General features: G+C 49.5%; 11 protein-coding genes. 2 read left to right on the top strand and 9 right to left on the bottom strand.

Annotated features, from left to right (window positions below; all coding sequences use genetic code 11):
- Positions 1-18: 18 nt before the first annotated feature.
- Positions 19-2,433: a pyruvate formate lyase family protein gene (locus C0033_RS02385; protein ID WP_103226271.1), complete on the bottom strand. Its 2,415-nt coding sequence runs from the start codon at positions 2,431-2,433 to the stop codon at positions 19-21.
- 165 nt (positions 2,434-2,598) lie between these two features.
- On the opposite strand from C0033_RS02385, the gene C0033_RS02380 reads away from it, so the two are divergent.
- Both C0033_RS02380 and C0033_RS27580 read left to right on the top strand, forming a co-directional pair.
- A complete protein-coding gene (locus C0033_RS02380; protein ID WP_103226270.1) occupies positions 2,599-3,531 on the top strand; it encodes a LysR family transcriptional regulator in 933 nt (310 codons plus the stop codon).
- 129 nt (positions 3,532-3,660) lie between these two features.
- Complete coding sequence (locus C0033_RS27580) at positions 3,661-3,786, top strand: hypothetical protein (protein ID WP_278320735.1); 126 nt, start codon at positions 3,661-3,663, stop codon at positions 3,784-3,786.
- Positions 3,787-4,581: 795 nt separating this feature from the next.
- On the opposite strand, the gene C0033_RS02375 is transcribed toward C0033_RS27580, so the two are convergent.
- The 8 genes from C0033_RS02375 to nuoF all read right to left on the bottom strand — a co-directional run bounded on the left by C0033_RS02375 (position 4,582) and on the right by nuoF (position 14,412).
- On the bottom strand, positions 4,582-4,758 hold the full coding sequence (locus C0033_RS02375) for a DUF3343 domain-containing protein (protein ID WP_347501026.1): 177 nt from the start codon (positions 4,756-4,758) through the stop codon (positions 4,582-4,584).
- Positions 4,759-4,822: 64 nt separating this feature from the next.
- Positions 4,823-5,029 carry a sulfurtransferase TusA family protein gene (locus tag C0033_RS02370; RefSeq protein WP_103226268.1) on the bottom strand — a complete coding sequence of 69 codons (207 nt, stop codon included), beginning with the start codon at positions 5,027-5,029 and terminating at the stop codon, positions 4,823-4,825.
- A 12-nt stretch (positions 5,030-5,041) separates the two neighbouring features.
- Positions 5,042-6,121, bottom strand: a complete 1,080-nt coding sequence (gene yedE, locus C0033_RS02365; protein WP_103226267.1) for a YedE family putative selenium transporter — start codon at positions 6,119-6,121, stop codon at positions 5,042-5,044.
- Between the two features lie 152 nt (positions 6,122-6,273).
- Positions 6,274-7,179, bottom strand: a complete 906-nt coding sequence (locus C0033_RS02360) for a selenium metabolism-associated LysR family transcriptional regulator (RefSeq protein ID WP_103226266.1) — start codon at positions 7,177-7,179, stop codon at positions 6,274-6,276.
- Between the two features lie 12 nt (positions 7,180-7,191).
- Positions 7,192-8,328, bottom strand: coding sequence for an aminotransferase class V-fold PLP-dependent enzyme (locus C0033_RS02355; protein ID WP_103226265.1), 1,137 nt, complete (start codon positions 8,326-8,328; stop codon positions 7,192-7,194).
- An 11-nt stretch (positions 8,329-8,339) separates the two neighbouring features.
- Complete coding sequence (gene selD, locus C0033_RS02350; RefSeq protein ID WP_103226264.1) at positions 8,340-9,386, bottom strand: selenide, water dikinase SelD; 1,047 nt, start codon at positions 9,384-9,386, stop codon at positions 8,340-8,342.
- Between the two features lie 149 nt (positions 9,387-9,535).
- On the bottom strand, positions 9,536-11,317 hold the full coding sequence (locus C0033_RS02345) for an NADH-dependent [FeFe] hydrogenase, group A6 (RefSeq protein ID WP_103226263.1): 1,782 nt from the start codon (positions 11,315-11,317) through the stop codon (positions 9,536-9,538).
- 14 nt (positions 11,318-11,331) lie between these two features.
- Entirely contained in the window at positions 11,332-14,412 is a 3,081-nt protein-coding gene (nuoF, locus tag C0033_RS02340; protein WP_103226262.1) for an NADH-quinone oxidoreductase subunit NuoF, read from the bottom strand.
- Positions 14,413-14,415: the final 3 nt, after the last annotated feature.

The following is a 14,415-nucleotide window of genomic DNA, read 5'->3' as shown; positions in this document are numbered from 1 at the left end:
ACCTCCAAGCGTTATTATTTACATCATTTCATGCGTGGTTCTTTTTATGATCTCGTCCTGTACTCCATCCGACAGCAGTGTGAAATAGGTGCTGTAGCCCGCAACCCTCACAACCAGATCGCGGTACTGGTCCGGATCTTCTTTCGCTTTCTGTAATGTCTCCGTATCCACCACGTTGAACTGAATCTGTTTTCCTCCATTGTCCAGATATGCGTGGATGAGAGCTCCAAGTTTCATCGCATCCTCTTCCTGTTTCAGGGAATTGGGGTGCAGTTTCATGTTCAGCAGAAGGGAATTCAGTTTCTCCTGATTGATCTTCAGAGCGCTGTTAAGCATAGCCGTCGGGCCGTTTCTGTCCATGCCCTGTATCGGCGATCCGCCACCGTCCGCCAAGATGGAGCCGGCATATCTTCCGTCCGGCGTTGCTCCAACCAGTTTTCCTCCCGGTTCATGAGAAGTGATGGAAATAGCCGCCACACAATATTTTGTTCCTCTGTAGCTGTCCATGTTAAGGATTACATCCGACAGCCGGTTATAGAGTTCCGCTATGACGCTGTCCGTCTCGTCATTATCGTTTCCGTATTTGGGAACCGCCAGGCACATGCGCCTGATCTCCTGATTCCGTTCACCTTCCCAGTTGGCGTCCAAAGCGCCGATCAGTTCGTCCATAGTGATCTTCTTCTCATCAAATACCAGCTTTTTAATGGCCGCCAGAGAATCGCCCACGTTGATAATGCCCACACCGATTCCGATAGCCGGCCCCAATCCCGGATAAGGAAGTTTTCTGAAAAATGGACTGCATCCCACATCCACGCCGTCATGATACAGAGAGATCGCCAGCGCATCCTGTAAAAACCGCTGGGAACGCCTGATATTGAAACGAATCTGCCGGTCGGCCGCGTAGCATTTAAAATACCATTCATAATGCTCTACCAGCCGGTCCATAAACTCCTCAAAACTCTTCATCTCACGCGGGTCCCCTGTTTTCGGCCCTACCGCATGGTCCTCAATCGGACTGTAGCCGTTATGCAGGAACGTATCGAACGGCAGCGCATTGCAGCACATGGAAAACAGCTGGCCCCAGCCTTCCGGCACCGTAACATCCAGACATCCCACAATATAATAATCCCTGGCCACTTCCAGCGGCATCCCTTTGTCCACCAATGTTTTTATATAAGAAGCATCGCTGACAAATGACGGCATGCCGATTCCGGTTTTCACCAGTTCAATCGCCTTTCTCATCAACTGAGGCGGAGTTCCTTCGTGGATTCTAAGCGTAATGGTATGATGCGGGGTGCGGCAGCGCATTGCGGCCTCCAGGAACAGATAAGTCAGTTCATTGGTTGCATCCGTTCCGTCCGGTTTCACGCCTCCGATGGTAACAGAACGCCATGCCGCCTGGCCGGACCATTTTTTACGGTGCTGACCGCCGGATGTGGACCGGATCTGCATATATTTCAAGCGGAGACATTGGAGGTACTCCAAGGCGGTTTCCTCGTCCATCGTGCCTTCGTCCATATCGTGTTTAAAGTATGGATACATATACTGGTCCGCACGCCCTAAAGGCATTACGTTCATATAATGGGTCAGAATATAGATAAACCACTGGAAATGCAGGGCGTCTATAAAGGTCACTGCCGGGAATTCAGGAACACGGCTGCAGCTTTCCGCCATCTTCATAAGCTCTTCCCTGCGTTTGGGGTCCTGGCACTCATCCGCCTGCTTCTTCGCCAGATCGGCATACCTGTGCGCCCACCGGATCACGGCCTCATTGATGATCACCATCGCCCTGAGGGAATAAACCCGGTCCACATCGTAATCCGTTTTCAGTTCAAAACAATCAATTTCTTTTAACTTCTGCTTTGCCTTTTCAATATTGGCCCTCAGCCCGGTCTTTAAAGCAAATTCATAATTAATGCTGGCAAATTCCTGTTCCGGAAATATGGAAAGGCTGCTGAGAGCCAGGCCGGACCCGGCGGCTTCTTCGATCGTTTTGTTGCGCGGAAGATGAAAACCGCTCTTTTTCCACGCCCACATCTTTTCGTCAAACAGATCCAGCATCTTATATTCAGCTGCAAAATGCTGCCAATAATCAGCCATGTCCTCCATGTCTTTTACGCTTTCCTCGCTGATATAATGAGTTCCCTCTTCCCTTAGAGATTCGATTCCCTCTTTTCTCCAGCATCCTCTCGTCCAGAAATCGGCTTCCAGCCCCAGCGGCTGAGACGCAGGCGCTCCTGCGATCAGATCCCCGTCTAATATAAAGATATTGATATGATCCAGCATATACGCCTGTGCCTTGGCTGTACGCACTACATCCGGATCGCCGTCATATTTTTTATAAGCTTCCGTAAAAAGTCTGGCCTTTTCCGTACAGATGGTCATCCGCGTATCGCGTATGTAGTGATACATTTTTTCAATTCTTGGTGTCATGTTAGATTCCTCCTGATTATTTTTTAATGCCCGCCGGCGGACAATAAATTTTCTTTTATTTTCCTTTTATTTCCGTCAATCTCAAATTCGAATTGACACATAAAACTAATATATTTTATAATAAATATAGCAAAAAGCTATACCAAAGGATAAGAAAGGAGTTTTATGGATTTCCGAGAACTGCAATACATTATCGCCATAGCCGAACAGGAAAATATATCGAAAGCCGCCGACCAGCTATACATCGCCCAGCCAACCCTGTCCCGTTTTCTCCAAACACATGAAAAACTGGTTGGAGCAAAGATATTTCAGCGGATAAACGGAAAGCTGAAGCCCACTTACTTCGGCGAACGCTATCTCGATTACGCGCGCCAGATCATATATATAAAAAATCAAATGGATTTTGAATTGAATGATATCGCTCATCAGAAAAAAGGGCGTTTAAATCTGGCCTGCCCCAGAAACAGGCGGGACGGCATCATCCCCCTCTCCATCCTGGAGTTTAAAAACCAGTTTCCCGAAATTGAACTGAACATCCTGGAATCCGACACCACCGGGAGAATCCAGCTTTTAATGAAAGGCGACGCAGACATTGCCATCGTCTATCCTCCTGATTACGATCCCGACTTATTATACGAGCCTATCATCCAGGAAGAATTAGTCCTGTGCATCCCTCCCGGACACCCTCTGGCAAACTCCGGTGTTCAAAGACCGGACTGTAAATACCCATGGATTGATATCCGTAATTTTAAAAATGATTCCTTTATTCTCCAGCCCTCAACCGCCATCTCCGGAAAGCTGGCGGCCAAGGTCTTCAAAAATGCCGGAATTTCACCAAAGACCGCCCTCTGCACCAGCAGCCTTCACGGCACCCTCGAAGCGGTCAGCAAGGGATACTGCTGCGCCTTTATCCCGGAACTATTTTTAAAGTCCACGTCCCTGACCCCATTCCCAGCCTGCTTCTCCCTGGGTGATCCCAGCTCTCACATGGAGCTGACAGCCATATGCAATAAAAACTCTTACCGGCCAAAATACATTCAAAAATATATTCAAATTCTAAAAAAAGAAGCCGCATCACAGCAGGCACTCTCCGACTAACCATCCGCCCTGCCTACCTCATGCCCTTATTATAATTCCTGACATTTATGCTTTCAAGACAACATTTTGCATAACAAATATGTCCCCAAGCTATACTCTTTGAGTTGGCGAGATTGTTATTTAGCTGAGTTGGCGAAAGGGGGACGCACGGAATGGGAAGGCGGAACCGGAAGACGAAGGTCGGAGGGGCCATCCAGGCCGGGGAAGGAAGATGCAGCCAGATGGGATTCGGGATTCGCCCCTAAGAACTACTAAGGCCCGTAAGAACAGAACGAGGCAGGCCAGCGCCATTCGCAGTGAACTCTTGATGACTTCGCTGCTCAGCGGCGCTTTAGAAACTGACCTGGAAATCAATTTCTACCTGCCTCGTTCTGTCCTTACGGACCTAAGTAGTTCTAAAGGGGTTCCATACGATCCCATCTGGCTGCATCTTCCTTCCCCGGCCTGGATGGCCCCTCCGACCTTCGTCCTCCGGTTCCGCCTTCCCATTCCGTGCTGGTTTTCGCTAGCCTGGTTAAAAACAATATTGGTGCATAGGTATTTATGCAGAATCACATTTACATTGATCGTGAAGGGATTTTCAGAAATGCCTTCAGGTTTTACTTTAAACGTTAAGGCATTTCACGAAAAGACCTCACCCTTTACATTAAATGGTGAAGGCATTTCTGAAAAAGACTTAACGGTTGATGTAAAAATTCACTTTCCCATCCACTAAATCTTTTTTCCTTAGCCAGCCAAGCAACAGCCGGAAAGAAGGGGAAACCTGGGCGGGCGGCGGAACTGATAAGAGATAGGGGATCGTTTGCAGACCCTTAGAGGTACTTGGTCGTCAGAAACGGAAAAAGGCAGACAAATACTGAATTCCGAATCAGTATTTGAGGCGCCCTTGAGCGATGAAGTCATAAAGAGTTCATCGCGAATGGCGCCGCGCTGCCTTTTTCCGCTTCTGACGGCCTTAGTACCTCTTAGGGTCGAAACTCGAATCCCCTATCTCTTATCAGTTCCGCCGCCCGCCCAGGTTTCCCCTTCTTTCCGGCGTTTCTTTCTAAACTAAATAAAGATTTCGCTCATAGACTCAAAGGGGAGGGAGGTTTCGGTTATGAATGATTTAACTGTATCCCCGTCTTCGGCCGGAACAGCCCAGGCCAATCCGCAACCGGCGCTGATCTGTCTGGGTACGGGAATCAGGCGGCCCGGAATGCCGGCCGCTTTACAGTTCTTTTCCATGGCAATGGATTCTGCTGTTGTATGAAATGTTATCACTAATTTTAATTCTTTCGCTCTCATGGCTTTATTCTATCATTAATTCGTATTCGTGTCCAACTTCTTTAACGGTCACGCTTCTGCCTTTGCTCTTTGCAAACTTTTCTACATTTGTCTTCGAGTGAGCCTCTGTAACTACCACTTTTATGCTCTCTCCCGGATGTTTCTTCATGGCCTGGTCTGTGAGCATCAATGGCTCCGGGCAGGATAATCCTCTTGCATCCACTTCGATCATCGCCGTATCCTCCTATTCCTTATCTTTTTTGATACAAAAACCTATGATAAACAATACCACTGCGCATAGAATGACTGCAGCTTTTCCCGCGGTTCCAAGTCCTCCCGGCGATACCGGGTCTGCTGAGGCCGCAGAGCCTGCCAGTCCGAAGTTATGGCAGACGGCAGCTCCTACAAAAAGTCCTAAAAATGTGACTGCCGCATCGCCGGACCCTTGTCCCGCCAAAACAAGCTGTCTTAACGGGCATCCTCCCGCTAATACGGCGGCAAATCCAACCACATATAGGCCGAGGAAGTTCCAAAGATGTTGGGAATGAGCTACCGGCTGTCCGGTGAAGGACAGATGAAATCCGCCGCTAACCAAGTTATAAATTGTCATTACTACGAAAAATCCGCCGATGATGGTGAGCAGATCAAAGTTTTTCATGAGAATCACGTCCCTGACGCTTCCTGCAAAACAGGTTCTGCATTTTTGAGAAACCGCTCCGAAAACCAAACCGGCCGCTAAGGAAAGGATTACAGGGGCGTGCATGCTTCCCGGGCCTTTTTCACTGGCTGCCAGTAAGGTGGTGAATGCGCCCAGAATAAGAACAATTGTCATCATCGCAGGAAGTATGTAGCCTCCGGACCGCCTGGTTTCATAGGATCTTCCCAAGCTGAATCCATGTTTCAAAGCCAATGTGCCCGTGAAGATTCCCCCGATAAATCCCACCAAAGCCACATAGGCGTTTAAGTCTCCTGCCGACATGCGGATCAGCATGCGGAGAGGACATCCTAAAAATGCCAGTGCCCCGATCATCATAATCATCCCCAATACAAAACGGATCATCGGAGCCGATCCGGCCGTAGAACGGTACTCTTTCGTCAGCAGAGAGATAATAAATGCCCCCAGGATAATCCCTGTAATCTCCGGCCTGGCATATTGGACAACCGCAGCCTGATGGAATTTCATTGCTCCCGCCGTGTCCCGGATAAAACAGGCGATGCATATGGCCATGTTCTTAGGATTCCCGGACGCCGCCAAAATTACGGCAATGATACCGAGCAACGCGCCTGACAGGGCCAAACCTTTTTTCGTACTTGTAAAACTCATACCTTACCCTCCATTATTCTTGCCTAATTTTTTTTGTATATTTTTATCTTAACACTAATTATTTATTAGGTCTAATTGATAATCAGGATAAAAAAATCGTACTTATAGAAATTATCTATAAGTACGATTTTCTCATAAATGAAACGATAATTTTATATGTATTCATACAAATCCCTGACAAACTGCAAAAAGGTTCTGGCCGCCGTTCCCGGCTTATTGTTGCGGTTCCATACCATATAAAGTTTGCGGCTGACATCTCTGCCGCTCAGATAGAATTTTAACACCAGTCCCTGCTGTACGTAATCTTCCGCCGCCGCGCTGGAGATGACCGATACTCCCATACCATTGCTCACCGATTTTTTAATGGTTTCCTGATTGCTGATGGTTGCGACCACGGGAATCTTTTCTATATCGATTCCTTCGTTCCTTAAAAAGCGTTCCGTTTCCATTCTCGTCCCGGACCCTTCCTCACGGACAATCATTTTTTCCTGATATAGCTGTTCCAGAGGATATCCATCCTCCTTGAATTTTCTGTATTCCTCCTGATTGGGAGTGATCAGAATCAGGCGGTCCGAATAGAACGGCTCATACACGCAGCTGGCATTTTCAATCATGGTGCCTGTGAAGCCCACTTCGATCTCGCCTTCCAAAATCTTCTGTATCACAACCTCGCTGTCCGCTTCCATGAGTTCCAGTTCATTTTCCGGGTAGTTCTGGCAGAACAGGGACAGCGCCTGGGGAAGTATATACTGTCCCGGCACCGTGGAAGCTCCTACGATCATCTTCCTTTTTTTAGGAGCTTCCTTTTCTTCAAAATCATGCCAAATGCTTTTCTCCAGCTGCAGCATCTGGCGGGCTTTTTCGTACAGCCGCTGTCCGTCCGGGGAAAGAAATACATCCTTTGTCGTCCGGATAAACAGCTTTCTTCCCAGTTCCTTTTCCAAAGAGTTAATATGAGCGCTGACCGTGGGCTGGGTCAGATAAAGCTTTTTTGCGGCTTTTGAAAAGCTTTTCACCTCTGTAACACAGACAAATGCTTCCAATTGTTTCAGATTCATTCCAAATCCCTCTCAGTCTTTTGCCAGTTCATTTACAGCTTCTATGGCGGCATCCACTTCTGCTTCCGTATTCTGATGGGAAAAGCTGAATCTCACGGCTCCCTGATCCACGGTTCCCAGCGCCTGATGCATCAGCGGGGCGCAGTGGGCTCCGGCCCTGGTGCAGATGCCGTATTCTTCAAACAATTCATCCGCCACCTGGCCTGAATCATAATCCCCGATATTCAGGGCAACAATGGGACATCGTTTTGAGACGGAAAAGTCACCATAAATCTTCACATTGGAACAATCCTTTACTCCGTTATAGAACTTCCACATCAGCTCCATTTCCCTGTTTCTCAGCTGATCCAAACCTGTTTCTTCTATATAAGAGACTGCGGCGGACAAACCTGCAATTCCATGTCCGTTCAGCGTTCCCGCTTCTAAGGCAGTTGGCATCACGTCCGGGTGTTCCTTCGAATAGCTGTGAACTCCGCTTCCCCCGGCCAGCAGAGGAAGAATCTTTACTCCCTCCCTCACACAGATTCCTCCGGTTCCCTGAGGTCCCAAAAGGCTTTTATGGCCGGTAAAACAGAGAACGTCAATGCCCATCTCCATCATATGAATGGGATATACCCCAGCGCTTTGGGATGCGTCCACCACCAGCAGTACGCCATGACGGCGGCAAATCTCCCCCACCTGCGCTATGTCAATCATATTGCCGGTCAGGTTGGACGCGTGGGTGCATACAACTGCTTTCGTTTCGGGACGAATCTGTGTTTCCAATTCCGACAAATCAATTCTCCCCAGCCTGTCCGCAGGAATGATACTGAGTTTAACCCCTTTTCGTTCCATCAGATACAGGGGTCTGAGCACAGAATTATGTTCCATCTGTGTTGTGATCACATGATCTCCCGGGCAAAGCAGCCCCTGGATGGCTATATTCAGGCTCTCTGTAGAATTCATGGTGAACGCTACTCCGGAAGGATCGCCCGCTCCGAAAAAGTCAGCTAATTTTTGTCTTGCATCAAAGATCAGGCGGGAGGCGGCCAATGCTTCGTCATGGGCTCCGCGTCCCGCATTTCCCAGATGCTGCATTGCCTGTACCACCGCGTCGATCACGCACTGCGGTTTATGAAAACTCGTTGCCGCATTATCCAGATAAATCATAGCTTCGTCTCCTATAATAACCGGATGCGTTTTTCACCGGCGGGAATCACGCGGCCGATCACTGCAAACGGGGTGTCCATATCGGTTTGTTCCAGGTCTTTCATAATCTGATCCGCAGTTTCAGGGGAAACGCTGATTAGGAGGCCGCCGGAGGTCTGGGGATCAAAAAACAGATCCAGCATATGCTCCTCGGCATTTCCAACATCGATCTTTCCCTCGGCAAAAGCGCGGTTTTTATAGGCTCCGGCCGGTATCAGCCCCATCTTGGCATATTCAGCCGCTTCCGACTGAACCGGAAGCTGGTCCAGATGAATCTCTATGGTGACGCCGCTTCCCTCTGCCATCTCTACGCTGTGTCCTGCAAGACCAAAACCGGTCACGTCGGTGCAGCTGTGGATCTCGTAGCGTTCGATCACCTGTTTAGCCTTTTTGTTAAGCGCCGTCATGGTTCTGATCACTTCCGCTTTCGCCTTCTCGGATGCCATCTCCGCCTTCACCGCAGTGTTGACAATACCGGTTCCCAGCGGTTTTGTTAAGATCAGCACATCTCCCGGAACCGCTCCGCAGTTTTTAAACATCTTGTCCGGATGGACAAAACCGGTTACGCTGAGCCCGTATTTGGGTTCGTCGTCCTGGATGGAATGGCCTCCGGCCAAAACAGCCCCGGCTTCCATCACTTTATCCGCGCCTCCCCTTAAAATCTCTCCCAGAAATTTGGGATTCACACAGTTTGGCCACGCCACGATATTGAGCGCGATCTTGGGCTCTCCGCCCATGGCATAAATGTCGCTCAATGCATTTGCCGCAGCCACCTGGCCAAATGTATATGGATCGTCAACAACCGGCGTAAAAAAATCCAGCGTTTGAATCAAGGCCAGTTCATCAGAAACTTTATAAACCGCCCCGTCGTCGGAGGTTTCTATCCCAACCAACAGATTGGGGTCCTGAAATTTTGGAAGACCTTCTAATATTCCCGCCAGAGTGCCCGGCCCGATCTTGGCTGCGCACCCTGCGGTATGCGACATTCCCGTTAATTTTACTTCATTGTCTGGTATCATGATAAACCCTTCTTTCCCCATTTATAGATATTTTCTATATATCATTGTACCATAATACTTTTTACTGTCAATTACATGAAATGATTCTGAGCCGGCTTTTTCGCAAAAAGGGCGAAAAAGGCCGGCTCAGAAAAGCTGTTAAAGTATTATTAAATTAATTCATTATAAACACCCCGTTTTGTATAATGGGTATGGAGCAGCTTGTGGGCCAGATGTCCGTTGGCCTCTCCTAAATATTCGTCATAAAGCTTCTGAAGATCAGGATTCTCATGGGATTTGCGGAGAGTCTTCCGCTCATCTTCGCTGTAAAGGGCTTTCGCTCTCTTCTCCCGGTAGCCTTCCACATAAGTTCTCGGCTGCCCGCCTCCGTTGACGCATCCTCCGGGGCATCCCATCACTTCGATAAAGTGATAGGGCGATGTTCCTTCTGCAACTTCCTTCATAAGTATGGAAGCGCCTTCCAGGCCGCTGGTAACCGCAATATTTACCGTCACGCCTTCTAAATGGGAGAAAGCAGGAAGCACATTTTCTATTACGAGAGATGCGGTTTTAATCTGCTCCATGCCCACGATCGGGGTCACATGAAGCCCCTCAAACGGAAGTTCCCGTCCGGTCACCAGTTCGTAAACCGTTCTGAGAGCCGCCTCCATAACTCCTCCAGTCACACCGAAGATGTCCGCAGCTCCTGTGGACAATCCTAACGGAGCGTCAAATTCGCCTTCCGGAAGGTTTACAAAATCAATTCCCGCGGATTTAATCATTCTGGCCAGCTCTCTTGTGGTGAGAACCGCATCCACATCCGGGTGTCCGTCCACCTGCATCTCAGGCCGCTGGATTTCATATTTTTTAGCGGTGCACGGCATTACGGATACTACGAACATATCCTCCGGATCTTTTCCGATCTTTTCCGCATAGAAGGATTTAACCACCGCGCCCATCATGGTATGAGGGCTCTTACAGCTGGAAAGATGATCCAGTTCTTCCGGGAACCGGTGTTCAATGTGTTTGATCCATCCCGGTGAACAGCTGGTGATCATAGGAAGAGCAGCTTCTTTTCCCTCTTTCAGAACTGTATTTAAACGGCCCAGCAATTCGGTTCCTTCTTCAATAATTGTCAAATCAGCGGAGAACAGAGTATCAAATACATCGTCAAAGCCCAGTTCATGAAGGGCGGAAGCCATCTTTCCTGTTACAGGAGTTCCGCATTCCATGCCGAATTCTTCTCCTAAAGCCGCCCGGACTGCCGGGGCAACCTGAACCACCACCCGTTTCTTAGGATCAGCGATGGCTCTCCATACAGGTGTCAGGCCGTCCGTCTCCTGAAGCGCTCCCGTCGGACATACCACGGTGCACTGGCCGCACATGGCGCATGCGGTGGAGTTGAGCGGAAGGCCCATGGCAGGGCTTATCATGGTCTCAAATCCTCTGTTCTGCGCCTGGATCGCGCCTACATGCTGAATCTGGTTGCAGACGGTCACGCAGCGCCTGCAAAGGATACATTTGCTGGTATCTCTGGTGATGGATGGGGAGATATCGATTTTGCTCTTTGCCATCTCGCCTTCCAAACGGCTTTCCGTCACGCCCAGTTCATAGCCCAGCTGCTGAAGCTCGCAGTTCTGGTTTCTCTGGCAGTTTAAGCAGTCCTTCGGATGATTGGATAACAAGAGCTCGTAGAGCACCTTGCGGGCGGCTCTTACTTTCGGGGAATTGGTTTTAATCACCATTCCGTCCCGAACCTTTGCCATACAGGAAGCCTGAAGGTTTTTCATGCCTTCCACCTCCACCACGCAGATGCGGCAGGAGCCGTATTTATGGATATCTTTATACTGACAAAGGCTTGGTATCTTAATTCCGGCTTCTTTTGCCGCTTCCATGATGGTCAGTCCCTCACGAACTTCCATCGGCTTTCCATTGATCGTTATATTCATCACGTTACCTCTCCTTCCTATCTTCTATCACAATGCAGACATCTCAAGGATTCTGCCATGGCGTCTAATTTATGGAAACCGCAGGCAACTTCTTTAAAGTTGTCAATTCTGTCTTCCACTGCCAGGGTTCTTACCGGGAACCGTTTATGAGGCTCCGTCACTTCCGCATCCGGCACATTCGGGATATCAAATACCTGGCCCTTATTCAGTTCACCGCTTCCGCCTAAATATTTATCAATATTTACTGCGGCAAGTTTTCCGTCTGCAATGGCCTGGATCACCACGTTAGCGCCCCATGGGCTCGTGTCGCCTCCTGCGAATATGCCTTCCTGGGATGTCTGGCCTGTGAATTTATTGATCTCCAAACGGCCTTTCTGATCCAGATCCACCTGAGTTGTGTGGTAGAACTGATGGTCAACATCCTGGTTGATCGCCTTGATGATGCAGTCACATTCAATGGTGAAATCAGAGCCCTCAATATGTACGCTTCTCCTGCGCCCGTCATTGCCGTAATCAGCCAGCTCCCTGCGGACCATATGGATTCCTGTTACATGGCCGTCTTTTCCGAGGAATTCTCTTGGGGAGGCCAATGTGATGATCTTCACGCCCTCTTCTCTTGCTTCCACAACTTCCTCCTCACCGGCAGGCATCTCATTTTCCGTACGGCGGTAAACTACCGTGACTTCTTCCGCTCCCAGGCGGACTGCCGTGCGGGCTACGTCCATAGCCGTGCTTCCGCCGCCGACCACTACGATCCGTTTTGCCACGGTTCTGTCATAATTAAGTCCAACTCTCTTTAAGAACTGAAGTCCGCTTTCCACTCCGTCCAGATCTTCTCCCGGAATATCCAAAAGTCTGGAAACCTGTGTTCCGATGGCGATATAAACGGCGTCGGACTGGTTTTTCATCTCCTCAAAGGTAATATTTTCACCGATCTTTGTATTCAAATGGATCTTCACGCCGCTCTTTTCGATTGCATGAACTTCCTTCGCCAGCACTTCCTTAGGAAGGCGGTATTCAGGAATTCCCCAATAGAGAACTCCGCCTGCCACGGATTCCGCCTCATATACATGCACTTCATGGCCAAGATTAGCCAGGTAGTACGCGCAGGACAGTCCGGAAGGGCCTGCTCCGATGATGGAAACACGTTTTCCCGTGGATGGCTGAGGCTCTACCACCGGCAGATTGTAATCATCCCGCAGCGCATAGTCTCCGATAAACCGTTTTAAAGAGCAGATGGAAACAGCTTCATCCACCTGGCTTCTGCGGCAGTGGCTCTCACACGGATGGGTACAAACGCGGCCGCATACGGACGGGAACGGGTTCTCCTGGCGGATCAGCTGGTACGCGTCCTCAATCCTTCCAACGGAAAGGAGGGACAGATAACCTGGTACATGGACATTGGCCGGGCATGCATTGCGGCATGGGGCGGTCTGAAGCTCGGCACAGACGCCTGCGTCGCAGTGTTTGGCGTAAATATGGGCTTCGTATTCATTTCTGAAATATTTCAGGGTGGACAGCACCGGATTTGGAGCCGTCTGTCCCAGGCCGCACATGGCTGTCTGCTTGATGGTTTCCGCCAGTTCCTCCAAAAGCTCTAAATCGCCTTCTTTTCCCTTTCCTTCAGTGATCCGTTCCAGAATCTCCAGCATGCGCTTTGTGCCGTTCCGGCATGGAAGACATTTTCCGCAGGATTCATCCCGGATAAAGTCCATAAAGTAGCGGGCCGTATCCACCATGCAGGTGTCCTCGTTCATGACTACCAGTCCGCCGGACCCCATGATGGCCCCAAGTTTTGACAGGGACTCATAGTCCACCGGAGTGTTTAAATGGGCCTTTGTCAGACAGCCGCCGGACGGTCCGCCGGACTGAATGGCCTTAAACCGTTTTCCTCCTGAAATTCCTCCGCCGATTTTATAGATAATATCTCCAAGCAGGATTCCCATAGGCACTTCGATGATTCCGGCATTGGCGATGTCGCCCGCCAGCGCGAACACCTTGGTTCCCGCACTCTTTTCTGTTCCAAACTGATGGTACCAATCGGCTCCGTTCAGCACGATGGGAGCGATATTGGCCAGCGTCTCCACGTTGTTGATAATGGTCGGTGATTCAAACAGACCTTTTTCAAATGGGAACGGCGGCTTCTGTCTCGGCTCACCTCTCTTGCCTTCTATGGACGCCAGAAGTGAGGTCTCCTCTCCGCATACGAACGCTCCGGCTCCGATTCTGATCTCCAGATCGAAATCCACGCCGCTGCCGAACACGTTGGCGCCCAGAATCCCGGCTTTTCTGGCCTGGTCGATGGCATTGGACAAACGCTCCACAGCCAGCGGATATTCCGCCCGCACGTACACATATCCTTTATCCGCGCCAATTGCATATCCTCCGATCATCATTCCTTCGATGATGCTGTGAGGATCGCCTTCCAAAATACTTCTGTCCATGAAAGCGCCCGGATCGCCTTCATCCGCATTACAAACAATATATTTTCTTCCGTCTTCTGAAACAGCCTTCAATCCGGCCTCCCATTTCACTCCGGTTGGGAAGCCTGCACCGCCGCGCCCTCTTAAACCGGAAGCTTTTATGGTTTCCACCACATCGGCCGGGCTCATGGACGAAAGCGCCTTGGACGCCGCCGCATATCCGTCTCTCGCTATGTAGGCTTCCATGGACGCATATTCCATCCGTCCGCAGTTTCTCAGCGCAATCCTTACCTGCTCTTTAAAGAAGCTGATATCATCCAGTTTCGGGATATATTTCTTCAATTCATTATCATAAAATGTATATTCTTCACAAATTTCCTGATTAACCAGGTGGCGTTCCACCATATCTGCCACCTTATCCGGATCCATAGCCGTATAAAAGATTCCCTCCGGCTCCACCAGCAGTACAGGTCCGGCCGCACAGGTTCCCATACAGCCTGTAATCAAAACATGAACCTGATTTTCCAGATTATGTTCCTTCAGTGCCTTTTTCAATGCGTCCTGCACTTCCCCGCAGTGTGATGAGATACATCCGGCCCCGCCGCATACTAAAATTTCATGACGGTACTGTTTCTGTTTTTCTATGTATTCCTCTTTGACCCTCAACAAATCCATGTT

The sequence above is a fragment of the Clostridium sp. chh4-2 genome (genome assembly GCF_002899675.1).
Taxonomy (GTDB): domain Bacteria; phylum Bacillota; class Clostridia; order Lachnospirales; family Lachnospiraceae; genus CHH4-2.
This window is presented reverse-complemented; position numbering and strand designations above follow the sequence as displayed.